19 protein-coding genes and 1 riboswitch are annotated in these 17,722 nt (G+C 29.3%); of the genes, 13 read left to right on the top strand and 6 right to left on the bottom strand.

The window, feature by feature from the left end; all coding sequences use genetic code 11:
• The first annotated feature begins 6 nt into the window (after window positions 1–6).
• Both ACYPV9_RS06280 and ACYPV9_RS06275 read left to right on the top strand, forming a co-directional pair.
• Entirely contained in the window at window positions 7–450 is a 444-nt protein-coding gene (locus tag ACYPV9_RS06280; protein ID WP_459742384.1) for a hypothetical protein, read from the top strand.
• 1 nt (window position 451) lies between these two features.
• Window positions 452–652, top strand: coding sequence for a helix-turn-helix transcriptional regulator (locus tag ACYPV9_RS06275; protein ID WP_299059740.1), 201 nt, complete (start codon window positions 452–454; stop codon window positions 650–652).
• Here ACYPV9_RS06275 and ACYPV9_RS06270 read toward each other — a convergent pair.
• The 5 genes from ACYPV9_RS06270 to ACYPV9_RS06250 all read right to left on the bottom strand — a co-directional run bounded on the left by ACYPV9_RS06270 (window position 649) and on the right by ACYPV9_RS06250 (window position 6,954).
• Window positions 649–2,052: a TolC family protein gene (locus ACYPV9_RS06270; RefSeq protein ID WP_459742382.1), complete on the bottom strand. Its 1,404-nt coding sequence runs from the start codon at window positions 2,050–2,052 to the stop codon at window positions 649–651. The genes ACYPV9_RS06275 and ACYPV9_RS06270 overlap by 4 nt on opposite strands.
• Window positions 2,053–2,057: 5 nt before the next feature.
• Window positions 2,058–3,413, bottom strand: coding sequence for an HlyD family secretion protein (locus tag ACYPV9_RS06265; protein ID WP_459742380.1), 1,356 nt, complete (start codon window positions 3,411–3,413; stop codon window positions 2,058–2,060).
• 5 nt (window positions 3,414–3,418) lie between these two features.
• Entirely contained in the window at window positions 3,419–5,086 is a 1,668-nt protein-coding gene (locus ACYPV9_RS06260) for a peptidase domain-containing ABC transporter (RefSeq protein WP_299059749.1), read from the bottom strand.
• 1 nt (window position 5,087) lies between these two features.
• On the bottom strand, window positions 5,088–5,759 hold the full coding sequence (locus tag ACYPV9_RS06255; RefSeq protein ID WP_299059751.1) for a TetR/AcrR family transcriptional regulator: 672 nt from the start codon (window positions 5,757–5,759) through the stop codon (window positions 5,088–5,090).
• A 172-nt stretch (window positions 5,760–5,931) separates the two neighbouring features.
• Window positions 5,932–6,954 (bottom strand): hypothetical protein, encoded by a 1,023-nt coding sequence (locus ACYPV9_RS06250; protein WP_459742377.1) that lies wholly within the window; start codon window positions 6,952–6,954, stop codon window positions 5,932–5,934.
• A gap of 267 nt (window positions 6,955–7,221) precedes the next feature.
• On the opposite strand from ACYPV9_RS06250, the gene ACYPV9_RS06245 reads away from it, so the two are divergent.
• A complete protein-coding gene (locus tag ACYPV9_RS06245; protein ID WP_077809540.1) occupies window positions 7,222–7,674 on the top strand; it encodes a cold-shock protein in 453 nt (150 codons plus the stop codon).
• 72 nt (window positions 7,675–7,746) lie between these two features.
• Here ACYPV9_RS06245 and aroB read toward each other — a convergent pair whose 3' ends face one another.
• The gene (aroB, locus tag ACYPV9_RS06240) at window positions 7,747–8,805 is read right to left on the bottom strand and encodes a 3-dehydroquinate synthase (protein ID WP_459742636.1); all 1,059 of its coding nucleotides are present in this window, start codon (window positions 8,803–8,805) and stop codon (window positions 7,747–7,749) included.
• Window positions 8,806–8,894: 89 nt separating this feature from the next.
• Between aroB and ACYPV9_RS06235 the strand changes: the two genes are divergently transcribed.
• The 10 genes from ACYPV9_RS06235 to moeB all read left to right on the top strand — a co-directional run bounded on the left by ACYPV9_RS06235 (window position 8,895) and on the right by moeB (window position 17,678).
• Window positions 8,895–10,055 (top strand): proline dehydrogenase family protein, encoded by a 1,161-nt coding sequence (locus tag ACYPV9_RS06235; protein ID WP_459742374.1) that lies wholly within the window; start codon window positions 8,895–8,897, stop codon window positions 10,053–10,055.
• Entirely contained in the window at window positions 10,055–10,339 is a 285-nt protein-coding gene (locus ACYPV9_RS06230; protein ID WP_459742372.1) for an LETM1 domain-containing protein, read from the top strand. The genes ACYPV9_RS06235 and ACYPV9_RS06230 overlap by 1 nt, the downstream gene beginning before the upstream one ends.
• A 46-nt stretch (window positions 10,340–10,385) precedes the next feature.
• A riboswitch (TPP riboswitch) is annotated at window positions 10,386–10,480 on the top strand.
• Between the two features lie 44 nt (window positions 10,481–10,524).
• On the top strand, window positions 10,525–10,728 hold the full coding sequence (gene thiS, locus ACYPV9_RS06225) for a sulfur carrier protein ThiS (protein ID WP_299059765.1): 204 nt from the start codon (window positions 10,525–10,527) through the stop codon (window positions 10,726–10,728).
• Between the two features lie 17 nt (window positions 10,729–10,745).
• On the top strand, window positions 10,746–12,602 hold the full coding sequence (thiC, locus tag ACYPV9_RS06220) for a phosphomethylpyrimidine synthase ThiC (RefSeq protein ID WP_459742370.1): 1,857 nt from the start codon (window positions 10,746–10,748) through the stop codon (window positions 12,600–12,602).
• 106 nt (window positions 12,603–12,708) lie between these two features.
• Entirely contained in the window at window positions 12,709–13,308 is a 600-nt protein-coding gene (locus ACYPV9_RS06215; protein WP_459742368.1) for a thiamine phosphate synthase, read from the top strand.
• Window positions 13,309–13,313: 5 nt separating this feature from the next.
• Window positions 13,314–14,069 carry a hydroxymethylpyrimidine/phosphomethylpyrimidine kinase gene (locus ACYPV9_RS06210; protein WP_459742366.1) on the top strand — a complete coding sequence of 252 codons (756 nt, stop codon included), beginning with the start codon at window positions 13,314–13,316 and terminating at the stop codon, window positions 14,067–14,069.
• 2 nt (window positions 14,070–14,071) lie between these two features.
• Window positions 14,072–14,719 (top strand): thiamine phosphate synthase, encoded by a 648-nt coding sequence (gene thiE / locus ACYPV9_RS06205; RefSeq protein ID WP_459742364.1) that lies wholly within the window; start codon window positions 14,072–14,074, stop codon window positions 14,717–14,719.
• 5 nt (window positions 14,720–14,724) lie between these two features.
• Window positions 14,725–15,492, top strand: coding sequence for a thiazole synthase (locus ACYPV9_RS06200; RefSeq protein ID WP_299059780.1), 768 nt, complete (start codon window positions 14,725–14,727; stop codon window positions 15,490–15,492).
• A gap of 3 nt (window positions 15,493–15,495) precedes the next feature.
• On the top strand, window positions 15,496–16,611 hold the full coding sequence (gene thiH, locus ACYPV9_RS06195) for a 2-iminoacetate synthase ThiH (RefSeq protein WP_459742361.1): 1,116 nt from the start codon (window positions 15,496–15,498) through the stop codon (window positions 16,609–16,611).
• Window positions 16,612–16,616: 5 nt separating this feature from the next.
• Window positions 16,617–17,678, top strand: a complete 1,062-nt coding sequence (moeB, locus tag ACYPV9_RS06190; RefSeq protein ID WP_459742359.1) for a molybdopterin-synthase adenylyltransferase MoeB — start codon at window positions 16,617–16,619, stop codon at window positions 17,676–17,678.
• Window positions 17,679–17,722 lie beyond the last annotated feature (44 nt).

Here is a 17,722-nt window from a genome sequence, read left to right as displayed (position 1 = left end):
TTAGTTATGCCAAAAGTGTCTGTTTGTGAACGAGAAAGAAGTTATATTGAAAAAATGAACAAGTTTCAATTGTCTAATAAATTCAAGAAAATTGGTTATTATGTAACCTTTTTTATTTTTGGATTGATGATTGTAAAAAAGTTTTTTGACGAACCAATTTGGGTGAAACCGCTATTATCTGGTTTGCTTTTGATAGGTATGTTGTTGATTTCTATATCAAAAGATAGAGTAGAGGATGAGTTTATAGAAACATTAAGAGCGCAATCTTATAGAATTGCTTTTGTTTTAGCAATTTTATATTCTTTACTGCAACCAATTATTAATTATGGTGTTGGTAAACTTTTTAATGCTGATGAAAAATTAGTTGGTTTTACTTATTTTGAAGTGTTATTTTACATGTTGGTTGTGCAGCTAATGATTTTTTGGCAGTTAAAAAGACTAAATAGATAAGATGAAAAATACTTTAAAAGTACAGCGAGCTATTTTAGATTTAACCCAAGACGATTTAGCAAAAGCAATTGGTGTGTCTAGGCAAACTATAAATTCAATAGAAAAAAACAGGTATGTTCCTTCTACAGTTTTATCTTTAAAATTGTCTAAAGTATTTAAGATTCCTGTAAATGAATTTTTTACTTTAGAAGAAACAGATTAGTTATCATTGATATTGAAAACAGCTTCTTTAAATAGTGTTGCTTTTGTTTTAAAGAATTCATTTTCTAATTTGATTGCTTTTAACTGTGCATCAATAAACTTTTCTTCTCTGTAATTAACCAAAAACAAAGAGCTTTCTCCTAAGAAGAATTTTCTTTCTTCTGCTTTTAACAAAACATTGTAATCTCTTACTATTGTATCTGTAAAAGTATTTTGGTTATTAAAAGATTCTAACTCTAATAATAAACTATTTACCTTATTTTTTATGGCAACCTTGGTAGTTTCATTTTCTAACTTTTGATCTAAAAGCTTTATATTTGCTAATTTTAAATCACCTCTTTCTTTTCTGATAAATATCGGAAAACTGAAATTTACACCTGCTTTGTAATTAGAAGAGTTGAATGAGTTAATTTGATTGCCATCTGCAGAAATAAAATTGTATTGTAAATCTATTTTAGGCAGTAAATTGTTCTTTTTTAAACGTTGTTCTACAATTAAGTTTTTAGTTTTAAATTCTAAAGCTTTTATCTTCGGATGATTTTCGATATCGAAATTTTCCTTATTAAATAAAGCTATATTAAATGTTTTATCAACAGAGTTTTTTGCTTCTAAATCTGGAATTATATTTTCTTTTAACTCAATAGGTGTATTGTTATTAAGCCATAAAAAATTAGACAATTCTAAAGATGCTTTTATATATTTAATTTTTGATTTTTCTAAATTTAATTTTCTAGAATTTAAAGTAATACCAGCCTCTAAAGTATCTATTGCAGGCTTTTCTCCTTCTTCAAAAGCTCTTTTTGTACCATTAAATCTTGTCGCTGCATTTTCTAAAAAAGATTTATAAACTAAATTTTCTTTGTAAGTTTTTAGCCAATTAAAATAAGTTATTGAAGCGTCATATAAAATTTTATTAATTAGTATTTGCTGTTCTTCTTTAGCTTGATTTAAAAAGTATTTAGCTTGTTTTAAAGAAGCCATTCTTTTATTTGTTAACAGACCTTTTGCTAGTGAAATAGAAACTCCTGCGCTATATAAACCATCTTCTGGTACACTATTTTCTGGATTCAAAAACAAGCCGTCATTTTGTTCAAAATTTGCTTTAAATTCTACACCATACCAAGTTGGTATTTTAAAAGAACTATTTAATTTATTATAATATTCTTTCTCTTTAAAAAGTTTTTTATCAAAATCTACTTCTATCTTAGGATCAAATGCGCCTCTAGCTTTTAACAATTTAGCTTCACTAGCATTTAAAATTAAATTAGCTTGTTTTACTATTGGATGATAATTTTTAACGTAACTTAAAAATTCAGATAAAGTTAGTTGATTGCTAATTTTTTCTTGTGCATAATTAGTAGAAAAAAATAACATTGTTAGTATTAGTAAAAACTTCTTCATTTGTTTTACTTTTTAGTTTCTTTTTTGCTTTTGTTTGTATTTGGTTGATAGTAATTAGGCGGAAAACTGTTTAACTGTCTCCATAATTCGAACCAAATTGGCACATCTTCTAATAATGCGATTGTTTTTGCTCCAGAGCCAACTCTAATTGCTTCTGGCCATTTATTTTCTCTTTCATCTGGTGCCAATAAAACACGGTATTTACCATTTTCACTTATAAAATTTTCTATAGCAACTACGGTACCACCATATGTACCATAAGATACATTTGGCCATCCAGAAAAAACTATTGCAGGCCAACCGTCAAACTGAACTCTTACTTCTTCACCTATGTGTAAAAGTGGTAAATCTATTGGCTTTACATAAGTTTCTACGGCTAAATCATATTTCTCTGGCATTATACCAACTAAAGATTCGCCTTCTTTAAAAGTTCCTCCAATACCTCCTTTAATAGCTTTGTTGATGTATCCATTTTGTGGTGATGTTACGTATAAAAGACTATTTCTAACTTTATAATTGCTATTGCTATTTTCTAATTTAGATACTTGTGCTTCTGCATCAAAACCATTAGATCTTGCAGTAAACATGTCACTTTGTGCTTTCGAAATTTTATCTGTAAATGTTGCCTTAATTCTAGATAATTCTAATTTAGCATTAATTACATCATTTTTACTTGCTAATAATTTATTTTGCTGAGCTATTAATTTAGCTTGAGTTTCTTGTAGTTTTAAACGTTTTTCTTCTACATCTACAACGGCTTTTAAACCTTCTTTTTGTAACGTTTCTGTTCTTAAAAACTGTTTTTCTGCGATAGATAAATTGGTTTTTGCTGCTTGTAAGGCAATACTATCACTTTGTACTTTAAGTTTAGATTGCAAAAGTTTGTTTTGTGATTGCGCAGTTTTTAAAACTTGCTCATCTTTTAATGCGTTTATTTGTCTTTGTAAAGCATTAGATTTTTGTTGATATGCATTTACAGAAGAATTTTTTGCATTTATTTGATTGTTTGTTCTTTCGATTAATCTATTGTCAAAATAATCACTTTTAATTTCAGAAATTCTTAAAATAGTATCTCCTTTTTTTACATAATCACCTTCTTTTACAAACCACTCTTCAATCCTTCCAGGTATTTGAGATTGTATACTTTGTGGTCTTTGTTCTGGAGTTAATGTTGTAACTAAACCTTGACTAGTAATGTTTTGCGTCCAAGGTAAAAATAAAAGGATAAAACCAATAATAGCAAAAGCCAACAAAAATTTATTTAAAGATTTATAATAGTTTTTTGTAAAAATATCTTTACCAGATTTAAATTTTTTTAAATCTACCTTATTATTTAATTGATTGTTAGAAATATTTAACATGATTATTAATTTATAGATTTAATTTCTCCTTTTTCTAGAGTTATAACTTGACTGCATTGTGTTTTCCAACTCTTTTTACTACTTACAACAATTAAGGCCCAAGGTCTACTAACATCTGTCAAATAGCTAATTATTTTAACAGTTTCTTCTAGGTTAAATTGATCTAATGGATCTTCTAAAATCATTACTTTTGGTGCTTTAATTATAGATCTTGCTAAAATTATTTTCTTGGCAATTGTATAAGACATTTGTTTGCCTTCTGGATATAAAACAGTTTCTAATCCGTTAGGCTGCTCTTTTAAAAATTGATTTAAACCAACAATATCTAAAGCTTCAAAAATTGTATCATCTGTAATTTCTTGATTACCAAAAACCAAATTATTTCTAATAGAACCTTCAAAAGGAGTTTCATCTGAAAGAGATAAACCTAATTGAGATCTATAATGATTAAGGTGTAAGCTGTTTAAAGATAAGTTATTGATATAAATATTGCCTTCTGTAGGTTCTATAACTCCGGCAATTAATCTTAATAAACTCGATTTACCAGCGCCACTTTCTCCGTGCACAAGAATTCTAGATTCTGGTTTAATAGTTAAAGAAATATCTTTAATAATTGGTTTTTTTCTATCTTCTACAGTATAAGAAACATTGTCTAATTCTATAGATAAACCTTTCTTAAAAATTGGTTTTTCACCTTCTTGAGATTCCAATTCTTTATCAACAACTTGTCCTATTTTTTCTATAGATGTAAGAACGTCATAAAAAGACTCTAAACCAACAATTAATTTTTCTACAGATTGTATTACCAATAAAATGATAATTTCTGCAGCAACAAACTGTCCTATATTCATTTCTTGGTTTAGAACTAATGCACCACCAATTAATAATAAACTAGCAGTAACAATTACTTTAAAGCCTATCATTTGGCTAAATTGTAAAATTAAAATTCTAAAGTGATTTTCTCTAGCTTCTAAATATTTACTTACCAAATCATCATTTTTCTTTAATGCTAAATTTGTATTACCAGATAGTTTAAAGCTTACCACGGTTCTTGCAACTTCTTGAATCCAATGGGCAACTTTATATTTAATTTTAGATTCTTTTAAACTAGTTTCTAAACCTCTTTGTGCGGTAAATTTAAAAACGATATATATTAGAAGTAATAAAAGAATACCAAAAATTATAAAAAAGGGATGATAAAAAGAAAGCAATATTAAAGCAAAAACTATTTGTAATAAAGCTGTAGGTACATCAATTAAAATTTTAGACAATCCTTTCTGTATCGTTAAGGTATCAAAAAATCTATTTGCCAATTCTGGCGGATAATTATTACGTAGCTCATTCATTTTAATTTTGGGAAACCTGTAGCTTAACTCAAAAGAAGCTCTTGTAAAAATTCTTTGTTGAATTGTTTCTATTATTCTTAGTTGCATTAATTGTAAAGCGCCTGAAAATATAACACCAATTGTAACAACAATAACTAAAATTACCCAAGAAGTAGATATTTGAGCTCCTTGTATTAAATTAATAATTGCCTGTATTCCTAAAGGTAATGATAGTGCTACAACACCACCAAATATGGCATAATAGAAAATTTGAAAAATATCTTTTTTTTCTAATTTTAAAAGCCCCACAAAACGTCTCCATGGTGTTATTTTATTTGTAGTATTCATTTTATTTTAGTGTGTTTTTAACAAGTTGCGTAAAGAAACGAGTAGGCGTAGCACCTTTTTTACTATTTGTAATGGATGGAAAATGTTCTTTTAAAAAATGTTGGTGTAAGCCACCTTCTAAAATTGTGCTTGAGAGACTAAGTGCAAATTCATAATCTGGTTTTAAAGCTAATATCATCTCTTTTATTCTTATTATTAACCTTTTGTAGACTTCAAAATATCCTTCTTTATTATCTGTGTCTACTTCTTTTGTTAAGAAAGATTTAGAACTTTCATTTACAATTATCTTATATAAAATGGCTTCATTTATATGAGAATAATTGCTATCTATAGATACCGTTCTAGTAATTACTTCTATAGCTTTATCTAGTTTTAATTCTTTGTCTGATATACTAAATGTTTCTATAACTAATTGATATTCTAACCAAGCCCAATACCAAGAAGATAAATACAATAGTAATTTATGTTTACTTTCAAAATATCTGTAAATAGAACTTTCATTAGATTTTATCTTAGTTCCTAATTTTTTAAAGGTAAAGTTTTCGAATCCAATTTCGTCTATTAGTAGAATACTATTTTCTATTATTTTTTTACCTAAGTTCGAGGTTTCTGGATCTTTAATAAAAATCTTATCGGGTACTGTAATTTTTAATATTGATAATAAGTTTTTCATGTTGAAACTATTTTAGGTTGCAAATATAATAGTATTACTATTAAAAAAGGAAGTTTTACTAAAACTTGGTGTTTTTTTAACAATATATTAATACATAAAAAAAGCCTTCCGAAAAAACGGAAGGCCCAACATTAACATAAAACATTCAACCAAAAATGTTTTTGTATAATTTTTACTCTTTATGTAAATACACAGCAGAAGCAGAAGCTAATGTGGTATTATAAGACGGAGTTAAGTTGCCTCCGTTATTTATATTATTAAAAGCTAATATTCTTCCTCCGCCGTTTCCAGCTTCAGCAATAAATACAGTTTTAGTATCGCTATCGTAAGCAACATCCACAGGGTTTCCTAATAGAGTACTAGCACCAGAAACTCTTGTTTGCTGAGAAACGGCTAAAGTTGCATCGTTTGCTGTAGCGTTAAATTTTGATGTAAAATCTTCAATTATATGAAAACCACCATCATCTTGTCCGTTAGAAGCTTCACCAATATCTGTTAATATCATAACATCGGTTGTAGCATCATACGTTAAACCATGCGTTCTAACAATTCCTTCGATTGCAATTGTTTTTGTAGCTTCTACAGTTGCTGTACTTGTATTACTTAAAAAGTTAGAGAATACAGCCAATTCATTAGTAGTGTCTACAATAGCAAATAAATCGTTTCCTTTAAATACAATTCCCCAAAGTTTAAAATTAGTTGTGATTGTGTTTCTTAAAGTAAAAGAATTACCATTTTTAGAGTAGATAAATAATCTACCGTCTTTAGTAGTATCGTCTCCGTCTACATCTGCATTATCTGCAACTACATAAAAGTTACCACTTACTGCCAATTCTCTCGGGCTTGTCATATCTAAAGAACCAGTAACACCAACATTAGCTGTTAATGAAGTACTAGAAACATCAATACCTGTATAACCTTCTAAACCAAATGTGCTTCTAGAAGCTTGTACAACCAAATCTTGAGAACCATCATAATAAATACCGTCTGCTTTTGTAGTGTTAGTTGTTATTGTAGAGGTTAAGATATTATTGATATCAGAAACATTGTACATATTTACATTACCATCAGAATTATTTGAAGTAAATAAAATTTTTGTTTCAGTTTGTAGGTCTAAGTCTGTATCATTGTTAGAGCAAGAAGTTAAACCAAGTGTAGTAGCACATACTAGCGCTATAATTTTAATAGATTTCATTCTGTTTATTTTTAGTTTTCAGGATTATATACGTAATAATTTGATGTACGGTTTTTAAAAATTGGTTTTTTTTTGAAAAATGTTGATTTTTACTCAATACTTGATAATCAACAATTAAAAAGTATGAATTATTCCTTTATATTTTGTACCTTTGTAGCTGTAAGACAGAATACAATTCCTTCAACATACTAGTTAGCTTTAATTAGATTTTCTTGTAACGTATTTTATCTTTCTAGAAATATTAATAAAAAAACCTTTTGTATTTTAATGGCAAAATCGCAACAAACATTTAGTAAAAGTGAAAAAGAAAAGAAACGTTTAAAAAAACGTCAGGATAAGATTAAAAAGATGGAAGCTAGAAAAGCTGCCAAAGAAGAAAATGGGTCTACAGGTATTCAATTTGCATACGTAGATCACAATGGTAATTTAACAGATACTCCGCCAGATCCAGAATTAAAAGTAGAGTATGAGTTAGAAGATATTCAAATTTCTGTAACTAAAAAAGAAGATTTACCAGAAGAAGATCCTGTAAGAAAAGGTAAAGTTTCTTTCTTTGATACTTCTAAAGGTTTCGGATTTATTATTGATACAGAAAATAACGAAAAGTATTTTACACACGTAAGTGGTTTAATAGATCAAATTGCAGAAAACGATAAAGTTTCTTTCGAATTAGAAAGAGGTATGCGTGGTATGAATGCGGTAAAAGTTAAAAAAGTATAATTTCATTTTTACAAAATATAAAAAAAGCCTTTTCAATTTGAAAAGGCTTTTTTTATATGAGTTAAATTTAAATTAATTATTGTAAAATTCCATACTTTCAATAATTAAATCTACAGGCACTTTGCAATCAAGTTTATAGTCTTCAAAATCATTTAAAAGCACAAAGTTAACCTGTCCGTTAACGTTTTTCTTATCGTGTTTAAGTAATTCTAAAATTGCAGTAAAATCTTCTTTTAATAAGTTAATTTTATTGTAAATAGAAAGTACAACATCTTTAACCTCAAAAACTTTCTCAGAAGGAAAACCTAGAAGTTTTTCAGACATATAACTTTCGCAAACCATACCAATAGCAATAGCTTCACCATGTGTTAACGTTTCTTTGTCTGCAGATTCTAAGTAAAAAGATTCTATGGCATGCCCTAATGTATGTCCAAAATTTAAAATTTTACGCAAGTTTTGTTCTTTAGGATCTTGTAAAACCACCTCGTTCTTAATTTCTATAGATCTAAAAATTAAGTCTTTAATATCTAATCCTTTATTGTTTTTAATTTCATAAAACAGTTTACTATCGTAAGTAATACCGTATTTAATAATTTCTGCTGTACCAGATTTTATTTCTCTTTCTGTTACAGTTTCTAAATAATTAGTGTCTATTATTACCATTTCTGGGTTTGCAAATAAGCCTATTTGGTTCTTTAAAACTCCTAAATCTACACCTGTTTTACCACCAACAGAGGCATCTACCATCGAAAGTAGTGTTGTTGGTATGTTAACAAAGTCGATACCTCTTTTAAAACAAGAGGCAACAAAACCACCTAAATCTGTAATAACGCCACCGCCTAAAGTAATTACTAAACTTTTTCTATCTCCGCCAAGTTCTGTTATAGCATTCCAAACACCAGCACAGGTTTCTAAATTTTTATTTATTTCTCCAGATTCTATTTCTATAACTTCAACACGAACATCTGTTTTTAAATTTGGAATAAATTTAGGGTAGCAGCATTCAAAAGTATTTTCATCAGCTAAAATGAATAGCGTAGAATAGTTCTTGTTAGAAATTAAGTTCGATAATTCTTCGTATCCTTTTTCTTGAAAATGAACAGGATAACTTACGGCTTTTATAGATTTCATCATTTTAATATTGAATGTGCAAATTAAATAGAAATTATTGAATTATTTATAGTCTTAGACTATCTTTGTTTAAAATTAAAATCTAACGAATGAAATTTTTTGATAATACTGAAATTGCATTTTCATTAAAGACAGACTCAGAATTAGAAAGAGCATACTTTCTTTTTAAGATGATACAGAACCAACCAATGGTTAGAATAGGTACAGCTGTAACAAATTTTGCTTTAAAAGCACATTTACCTGTAGAGGGATTAATTCGTTCTACTGTATTCGATCATTTTTGTGGTGGTGTAACAGAAGAAGACTGTTTACCAAACATAGAAAAGTTGTATACGAAAGGAGTATCTTCTGTATTAGATTATTCTGTAGAAGGTAAAGAAGGAGAAGAGGTTTTTGATTTAACTCTAAAGACTATTTTAAAGATTATAAATTTTGGTGAAGAGAAGAAATCAATACCGTTTGCGGTTTTTAAACCTTCTGGATTTGGTAGATTTGCGCTTTTTCAAAAAATAACCGAAAAACTACCCTTAACAGTAGAAGAAAAATCTGAATGGCTTCGTGTAAAAGACCGTTTTCATACTGTGTGTAAAGCAGCAGTAAAACAAGATGTACCTTTATTGATAGATGCTGAAGAAAGTTGGATGCAAGATGCAGCAGACGATTTAGTTGAAGAATTAATGGAAAAATACAATAAGGACAAAGCTATTGTTTTTAATACGTTACAAATGTATAGGCATGATCGTTTAGACTATTTAAAAGGTTTGTATGAAAGAGCATATCAGAAAGATTTTCATATAGGAATGAAAGTAGTTCGTGGTGCTTACATGGAAAAGGAAAGAAGTAGAGCAGAAGAAAAAGGATATGAATCTCCTATTTGTGCAGATAAACAAGCTACAGATAAAAATTATGATGCCGCTATTTTGTACATGATGGAGCATAAAAAAATGGCTTTATTTGCAGGTACACATAATGAAGAAAGTTCTTATTTACTTTTGAAATTAGCAGAACAATATAAAATACCTAAAGATGATAAGCGTTTGTGGTTTGGTCAATTATATGGTATGAGCGATCATATTAGTTTTAATTTAGCAGAATTAGGGTATAATGTTGCTAAATATGTACCTTTTGGCCCGGTTAGAGATGTAATGCCATACTTAATAAGAAGGGCAGAAGAAAACACTTCTGTTGCAGGACAAACGAGTAGAGAGTTAAACTTAATTAAAGCAGAACGCAAACGCAGAAAAATATAATGCAAACGATAGATGAAATAAAAATGTTGTTGCACAGAAATAAACTAAGACTGCACCAAGAATTGTTGCAGAGTAAAGAGGCAATGCATTTAATAAGAAAATCTACACATTCGCAATTAACAGAAGAAGAGAGGTTAAAAATAAAAGTACAGTTATTAGATATTTGTAAAGCAATACCTGCTTTTACTGTTTTTATGCTTCCTGGTGGCGCATTGTTATTACCATTATTAATAAAATTAATACCAGATATTTTACCATCAGCATTTAAAGATGATGTAAAATAATTTTAAAAAAATATAATTTTAAAAAAAATAAAAGATATATTTGTCTTGTAAACTTTAGGAGTAGCTATTAAATTAGTTTGAGAAACATCCTTAGAACCTGATTTGGTTAATACCAACGTAGGAAAAAGTTACCTAGATTTAGTTGTATAACTACCTCTCTTTGGTTTACAGTAATATTTATACTTATGATTACTATAAATGTAAACCAAGAAAATCAACAGTTTTCTAAAGAAATATCAATAGAAGAGTTAATTTGTTTTTTAAAAATAAAAACAAACGGAATTGCTATTGCCGTAAACTCTAATGTTGTAAAAAAAGAAAATTGGTCTTCTAATTTACTTCATAATAATGATAAAGTTTTAATCATAAAATCTACTCAAGGCGGATAAAACTTACAACAAAAAAAATGAAGAATAAAGACACGGCACCAAGTAAAGGAATTACTAGAAATCCTTTTCCTAATTCAAAAAAAGTTTATGTAAAAGGTAAACTGTATCCAAAAATTAAAGTAGCAATGCGCGAAATAGAGCTTAGTGATACGGTAGATTCTATGACTAAAAAAAGAACTGCAAATGAGCCAGTTACTGTTTATGATACTTCTGGGCCATATACAGATCCTACTAAAGAAATTAATATTCACAACGGCTTAGAAAGAATTAGAGAAGAGTGGATTTTAGAAAGAAATGATGTAGAGCAGTTAGATTCTTTTTCTTCTAAATATTGTAATGAACGTTTAAATGATAAAAGTTTAGATCATTTACGTTTTAATCATTTACAAAAACCATTAAGAGCAAAAAAAGGGCAAAATGTTACACAATTACATTATGCTAAAAAAGGAATAATAACTCCTGAAATGGAATATATTGCAATTCGAGAAAATCAAAAAATAGATGAGATTACACGCTTATCTAAACAACATCCAGGTCAAGATTTCGGAGCAAGTATTCCAGCAAAAATATCGCCAGAATTTGTTAGAGAAGAAGTGGCAAGAGGTAGAGCAGTAATTCCATCTAACATTAATCATCCAGAAGCAGAACCTATGATTCTAGGTCGTAACTTCTTGGTTAAAATTAATGCTAATATTGGTAATTCTGCTACTACTTCTTCTATAGAAGAAGAGGTAGAAAAGGCTGTTTGGGCTTGTCGTTGGGGTGCAGACAATATTATGGATTTATCTACCGGAAAAAATATTCATGAAACTAGAGAATGGATTATTAGAAACTCACCGGTTCCTGTGGGGACAGTGCCTATTTATCAAGCTTTAGAAAAAGTAAACGGTGTAGCAGAAGATTTAACCTGGGAGATTTTTAGAGATACATTAATAGAACAAGCAGAACAAGGTGTAGATTATTTTACAATTCATGCAGGTGTACGTTTACGATACGTACCAATGACTGCAAAAAGAATTACCGGTATTGTGTCTCGTGGAGGTTCTATTATGGCAAAATGGTGTTTGGCTCATCATAAAGAAAGTTTTTTATATACTCATTTTGAAGAAATTTGTGAGATTATGAAAGCATACGATGTTGCATTTTCATTAGGAGATGGTTTAAGACCAGGCTCTATTGCAGATGCAAATGATGAGGCACAGTTTGCAGAGTTAGAAACTTTAGGAGAATTAACTAAAATAGCAAGAAAGCACGAAGTACAGTGTTTTATAGAAGGGCCTGGTCATGTGCCAATGCATATGATTAAAGCTAACATGGATAAACAATTAGAAGCATGTGATGAAGCACCTTTTTATACATTGGGGCCACTAACTACGGATATTGCACCAGGATACGATCATATTACATCTGGAATAGGAGCAGCTATGATTGGATGGTTTGGTTGTGCAATGCTATGTTATGTAACACCAAAAGAGCATTTAGGGTTACCAAATAAAGAAGACGTGCGAACAGGAGTAGTTACTTATAAATTAGCTGCACATGCAGCGGATTTAGCAAAAGGACATCCAGGGGCACAACATAGAGACGATGCTTTAAGTAAAGCGCGTTTTGAATTTAGATGGGAAGATCAATTTAATTTAGGATTAGACCCAGAGTTAGCAAGAGAATATCATGATGAGACTTTGCCTGCTGAAGGAGCTAAAATTGCACATTTTTGTTCTATGTGTGGTCCTAAATTTTGTTCAATGAAAATTTCTCAAGAAGTTCGAGATTTTGCAGCAGAGAATAAGGTAGAGGGTGATGAGGTTTTTGCAAAAGGAATGGAAGAAAAATCAAAAGAATTTAAAGACAAAGGTTCAGAAGTATATTTATAACATACTTCTGCCATAAAAGCGCTTCTGTGTCTTGGGGGAGACACAGTTGTGCTTTTAATATTTTGAGCTTTTATAATCAATTATTTAAAAAAAATAATTTTAAAAGATGATAATACTTATATCTCCAGAAATAGATGTTATTGGTGAAATTAAAATTTTAGAAACTTTATTTAAAGAAGGTTTAGAGTATTATCATTTAAGAAAACCCAATAAATCTAAAGAAGAATATTTACAATACTTAAACCAAATAGATGCAGCTTTTCACTCTAAAATAGTTTTACATTATTATCATGAATTGATTCATGAATTTAATTTAAAAGGAATTCATTTTCAGGAACAAAAACGCAGAGATGTTTTAGAAATCGGAGCAGATTATTTTTCTAATTTTAATTTGAAAGGTAAAACGATAAGTAGCTCTTTCCATGAGCCAAATGAATTAGAAAATTGTGAAATAAAATTTGATTATAATTTACTGAGTCCGGTTTTTTCATCAATATCAAAACAAGGTTATCAGGGTAGAGGTTTTGATGTAAACCATATTGATAAACCAATAATTGGTATGGGAGGCGTAAATAAAGAAACAATACCAAAAGTTTTAGACTTAGGATATAACGGTATCGGAGTTTTAGGTGGAGTTTGGAATGCGAAAAACGCTATTGAAAGTTTTAAAAGTATAAAAAGTCAGTATAAAGTCTCTAAAAGCTAATTTTTATGTTAGAAAATAACAACTTTATTTTAACAATTGCAGGTTTAGACCCATCTAGTGGTGCTGGTTTAACAGCAGACATAAAAACTTTTGAAGCACATGGTTTATATGGTTTATCTGTTTGTACAGCTGTAACTGTTCAGAATGACATTAATTTTAAACATTGTTTTTGGATTTCAGAAGAGATTATCATTAGTCAAATAGAAACTTTATTCGATAGGTTTTCTATCAGTGTTGTTAAAATAGGTGTTATTGAATCTTGGGAACGTTTGTTTAAGATTATAAATAAGATAAAAGAATTAAATACATCAGTAAAAATAATATTAGATCCTGTTTTAAAAACCAGTAGTGGTTTTAATTTCCATACAAATCAAAATCTAAATATTTTAGAAAAAATTTTATCGTCTTGTTTTTTTATTACACCAAATTACGATGAGATTAAGGCTTTGTTTCCCGAAAAAAATATTGAAGAAACAATAGAATTTATAGCGAATAAAACAAACCTTTATTTAAAAGGCGGACACAGAAAAGAGCAAAAAGGTTTAGATGAAGTCTATTACAATAGTTTGGAGCAATTAAATATACCGCCGATTGCTAAAAAAGTATATGAGAAACATGGTAGCGGTTGTGTATTATCATCTGCATTAGCTGCTAATATAGCTTTAGGTTTTGATATAGATGATGCTTGCAGAAAAACAAAGTTATATACAGAACAATTTTTAAATTCTAATACAAGTTTATTAGGAAACCATAAAAAATAAAAATGATAAGTAAATTACATTATATATCTCAAGGAAAATCACCAGAAGAGCATTTAAAAAATATTAAAAATGCTTGTAGTTCTGGTGCAGAGACAGTTCAACTACGTTTAAAAAATGTAGAGGAACAAATTGTTTTAGAAACAGCTAAAAAGGTTAAAGAAGTTACAGATAATTTTCAAACTAGATTAATTATAAATGATTATTACAAAGTTGCAATTGCTATAAAGGCAGATGGCGTGCATTTAGGTAAAACAGATGCTTGCCCTAATTTGGTTCGTAAAGAATTAGCGTCTTGGCAAATTATTGGGGGTACCGCTAATACTTTAAAAGATTGTGAAGCCTTAATAGAAAAAAAAGTAAATTATATCGGTTTAGGTCCGTTTAGGTTTACAAATACAAAAGAAAAATTAAGTCCGGTCTTAGGATTAGCAGGTTACAAGGTTATAATAGACGAATTAAAAACTTCTATACCAATTATAGCAGTTGGCGGCATTACTTTAAACGATGTTGAATCAATTATTGAAACAGGTGTTTACGGGGTGGCTGTTTCATCAGAAATTACCAAGAATTACAATGTAATTTCAAACTTTCATAAAACATTACTTAAAGATAGACCTCAAGAGCAAATATTTAAGTTTGATAAAAATTAAATAGCATGGAAAAATTAATAATTGCCGATAAAACATTTAATTCTCGTTTATTTACCGGAACAGGTAAATTTAGTTCGTCTAATTTAATGAAAGAGGCGCTATTAGAAAGTAAAAGTGAATTGGTAACTGTAGCATTAAAAAGAGTTGATGTAGCAAACGAAGAAGATGATATTTTAACACATCTAAATCATGACAGAATAAATTTATTACCCAATACCTCTGGCGTAAGAGATGCTAAAGAAGCAGTTTTTGCTGCAGAATTATCTAGAGAAGCTTTAGAAACTAATTGGGTAAAATTAGAAATTCACCCAGATCCTAGGTATTTGTTGCCAGATCCCATAGAAACTTTAAAAGCATCAGAAGAATTGGTTAAAAAAGGTTTTGTAGTAATGCCATATATTCATGCAGATCCTGTTCTATGTAAACGCTTAGAAGAAGTGGGTGTACAATGTGTAATGCCTTTAGGCGCACCAATTGGTAGTAATAAAGGTTTAAAAACAGTAGATTTTTTAGAAATTATTATCGAGCAATCGAATGTGCCGGTTATTGTTGATGCTGGTATTGGTGCGCCTTCTCATGCAGCATTTGCAATGGAATTAGGTGCAGATGCAGTTCTGGTTAATACGGCAATTGCAGTCTCTAAAAACCCTGTTGAGATGGCAAAAGCATTTAGAATGGCAGTTGAAGCTGGTAGAATGGCTTTTGAAGCAAAACTAGCTCCTGTAAATAAAAAAGCAGTTGCAAGTAGTCCGTTAACATCATTTTTAAATTAAAAAATGAGCAACTTTAAAACACTTTTTGATACTTATGATTGGAGTACAACTTTAAAAAGCATCTACAATAAAACCAGTAAAGATGTAGAGTTGGCACTTTTAAAAGATAATCTAGATTTAGAAGATTTTAAGTCTTTATTGTCTCCGGCAGCAAAACCATATTTAGAGCAAATGGCGCAAAAAAGTCATGCGCTTACTAAAAAGAGATTTGGGAATACAATACAAATGTACGCGCCCATGTATTTAAGTAACGAGTGTCAGAATATTTGTACGTATTGTGGTTTTAGTATGACCAATAAAATACCACGAAGAACGTTAACAGATTCAGAAATTTTAAAAGAAGTTGCTTTTCTAAAAAAGAAAGGATATGATCATATTTTATTAGTAACTGGCGAAGCAAATAAAACTGTTGGTGTAGATTATGTTAAAAATGCGATTCAATTAATACGCAATAAATTTTCTAACATAACCATAGAAATTCAGCCTTTAAATACAGAAGATTACATTTTATTAAAAGAAAATGGTTTGTACGCTGTACTTGTTTATCAAGAAACTTATCATAGAGAAGAATATAAAAAGCATCATCCAAAAGGGAAAAAATCTAATTTTGATTATCGTTTAGATACACCAGATAGATTGGGTAAAGCAGGAATACATAAAATTGGTTTGGGCGCTTTATTTGGTTTAGAAGATTGGCGAGCAGATAGCTTTTTTACAGCTTTACATTTAAAATATTTGCAAAAAACGTATTGGAAGACCAAATATTCGATTTCTTTTCCTCGATTAAGACCACATTCTGGTGGTTTAGAACCAAAAGTAGAAATGACTGATAAAGATTTAGTACAAACTATTTGTGCTTTTCGTTTGTTTGATGAAGATGTAGAATTGTCTATGTCTACCCGAGAAAGTGAAATTTTTAGAAATCATATCGTTAAATTAGGGATTACTTCTATTAGTGCCGAGTCTAAGACAAATCCTGGTGGTTATTCTGTTGAACCACAATCTTTAGAACAATTCGAAATTTCTGATGAAAGAAGTACAGAAGATGTGGTAAAAATGTTGAAAAATAATGATTTAGAAGTTGTTTGGAAAGATTGGGAACATTTTGAAAAGGTATAATTTATATGAGTTTATCTAAGGAAGAATATAAACAATACAATCGTCACCTTATTTTAGATAAAATAGGTAAAGAAGGACAATTAAAACTGAAAAAAGCTAAAGTTTTGGTGATTGGAGCTGGCGGGTTAGGTTGCCCTGTTTTACAATATTTAAGCGCTGCAGGTGTTGGTAATATTGGTATTATTGATGATGATGTTGTTGCTCAAAGTAATTTACAACGTCAAATTTTATATACCATTGATGATATTGGCTTGTCTAAAGCTAAAGCTGCCGTAAAAAGATTATCAGCATTAAACCCGTTTATTAAGTTTGATGTTTATCAAAAAAAATTATCAAAAGAAAATGCTATTCCATTATTTAAAAAATATGATATTGTTGTTGACGGATCCGATAATTTTTCGACAAGATATTTAGCTAATGATGCAGCTATTCTAGCAAACAAACCATTAGTTTACGGAGCAATTTTTAAGTTTGAAGGGCAAGTAAGTGTTTTTAATTATAAAGATAGTGCAACGTACAGATGTTTGTATCCAACGCCACCAAAGCCAGATGAATCACCAAATTGTTCTGAAATTGGTGTACTAGGTGTTTTGCCGGGTATTATAGGTAGTTTTCAAGCAAATGAAACGATAAAAATTATTTGCGGAATAGGAAATGTGTTGTCAAATAAATTATTGTTATATAATACATTAACAATGCAGCAAGTAACTTTAAGTTATCAGAAAGACACTAAAATTGATATTCAGAAATTAGAAGAGAATTATGATGTTTTCTGCGGAGTAGAGTTAGACATTGAAGAAATTACTCTTAATTCTTTAGAAAGTAATATTTCTGATTACAATTTGCTAGACGTTCGAGAAGATGAAGAGAGAAATCAATACCATATTGGAGGTCAACATATTCCGTTAAGTGATTTGAAATCAAGGCTAGAAGAGGTAAATGTTGATAAAAGTTTAGTTGTTTATTGTAAATCAGGTGTTAGAAGTACTAAGGCTATCAGAATTTTAAAAGAGTATTTTCCTTCTTTAAAATTAATTAATTTAAAAGGAGGTTGTTTCTTAAAATAACATACCAAAATCTTCACTTAGATATATTAATAGTTATTAGATAG

The sequence above is a fragment of the Polaribacter sp. OB-PA-B3 genome (genome assembly GCF_054589375.1).
This window is presented reverse-complemented; position numbering and strand designations above follow the sequence as displayed.

What these genes read in the sequence shown, in the direction of transcription:
- thiH (WP_459742361.1), top strand. Translation starts at nt 15,496, where the DNA reads ATGAGCAACTTTAAAACACTTTTTGATACTTATGATTGGAGTACAACT.
- ACYPV9_RS06265 (WP_459742380.1), bottom strand. Translation starts at nt 3,413, where the DNA reads ATGTTAAATATTTCTAACAATCAATTAAATAATAAGGTAGATTTAAAA.
- ACYPV9_RS06275 (WP_299059740.1), top strand. Translation starts at nt 452, where the DNA reads ATGAAAAATACTTTAAAAGTACAGCGAGCTATTTTAGATTTAACCCAA.
- thiC (WP_459742370.1), top strand. Translation starts at nt 10,746, where the DNA reads ATGAAGAATAAAGACACGGCACCAAGTAAAGGAATTACTAGAAATCCT.
- ACYPV9_RS06235 (WP_459742374.1), top strand. Translation starts at nt 8,895, where the DNA reads ATGAAATTTTTTGATAATACTGAAATTGCATTTTCATTAAAGACAGAC.
- ACYPV9_RS06255 (WP_299059751.1), bottom strand. Translation starts at nt 5,759, where the DNA reads ATGAAAAACTTATTATCAATATTAAAAATTACAGTACCCGATAAGATT.
- thiE (WP_459742364.1), top strand. Translation starts at nt 14,072, where the DNA reads ATGATAAGTAAATTACATTATATATCTCAAGGAAAATCACCAGAAGAG.
- ACYPV9_RS06250 (WP_459742377.1), bottom strand. Translation starts at nt 6,954, where the DNA reads ATGAAATCTATTAAAATTATAGCGCTAGTATGTGCTACTACACTTGGT.
- ACYPV9_RS06270 (WP_459742382.1), bottom strand. Translation starts at nt 2,052, where the DNA reads ATGAAGAAGTTTTTACTAATACTAACAATGTTATTTTTTTCTACTAAT.
- ACYPV9_RS06200 (WP_299059780.1), top strand. Translation starts at nt 14,725, where the DNA reads ATGGAAAAATTAATAATTGCCGATAAAACATTTAATTCTCGTTTATTT.
- ACYPV9_RS06245 (WP_077809540.1), top strand. Translation starts at nt 7,222, where the DNA reads ATGGCAAAATCGCAACAAACATTTAGTAAAAGTGAAAAAGAAAAGAAA.
- ACYPV9_RS06260 (WP_299059749.1), bottom strand. Translation starts at nt 5,086, where the DNA reads ATGAATACTACAAATAAAATAACACCATGGAGACGTTTTGTGGGGCTT.
- ACYPV9_RS06280 (WP_459742384.1), top strand. Translation starts at nt 7, where the DNA reads ATGCCAAAAGTGTCTGTTTGTGAACGAGAAAGAAGTTATATTGAAAAA.
- ACYPV9_RS06215 (WP_459742368.1), top strand. Translation starts at nt 12,709, where the DNA reads ATGATAATACTTATATCTCCAGAAATAGATGTTATTGGTGAAATTAAA.
- thiS (WP_299059765.1), top strand. Translation starts at nt 10,525, where the DNA reads ATGATTACTATAAATGTAAACCAAGAAAATCAACAGTTTTCTAAAGAA.
- aroB (WP_459742636.1), bottom strand. Translation starts at nt 8,805, where the DNA reads ATGAAATCTATAAAAGCCGTAAGTTATCCTGTTCATTTTCAAGAAAAA.
- moeB (WP_459742359.1), top strand. Translation starts at nt 16,617, where the DNA reads ATGAGTTTATCTAAGGAAGAATATAAACAATACAATCGTCACCTTATT.
- ACYPV9_RS06230 (WP_459742372.1), top strand. Translation starts at nt 10,055, where the DNA reads ATGCAAACGATAGATGAAATAAAAATGTTGTTGCACAGAAATAAACTA.
- ACYPV9_RS06210 (WP_459742366.1), top strand. Translation starts at nt 13,314, where the DNA reads ATGTTAGAAAATAACAACTTTATTTTAACAATTGCAGGTTTAGACCCA.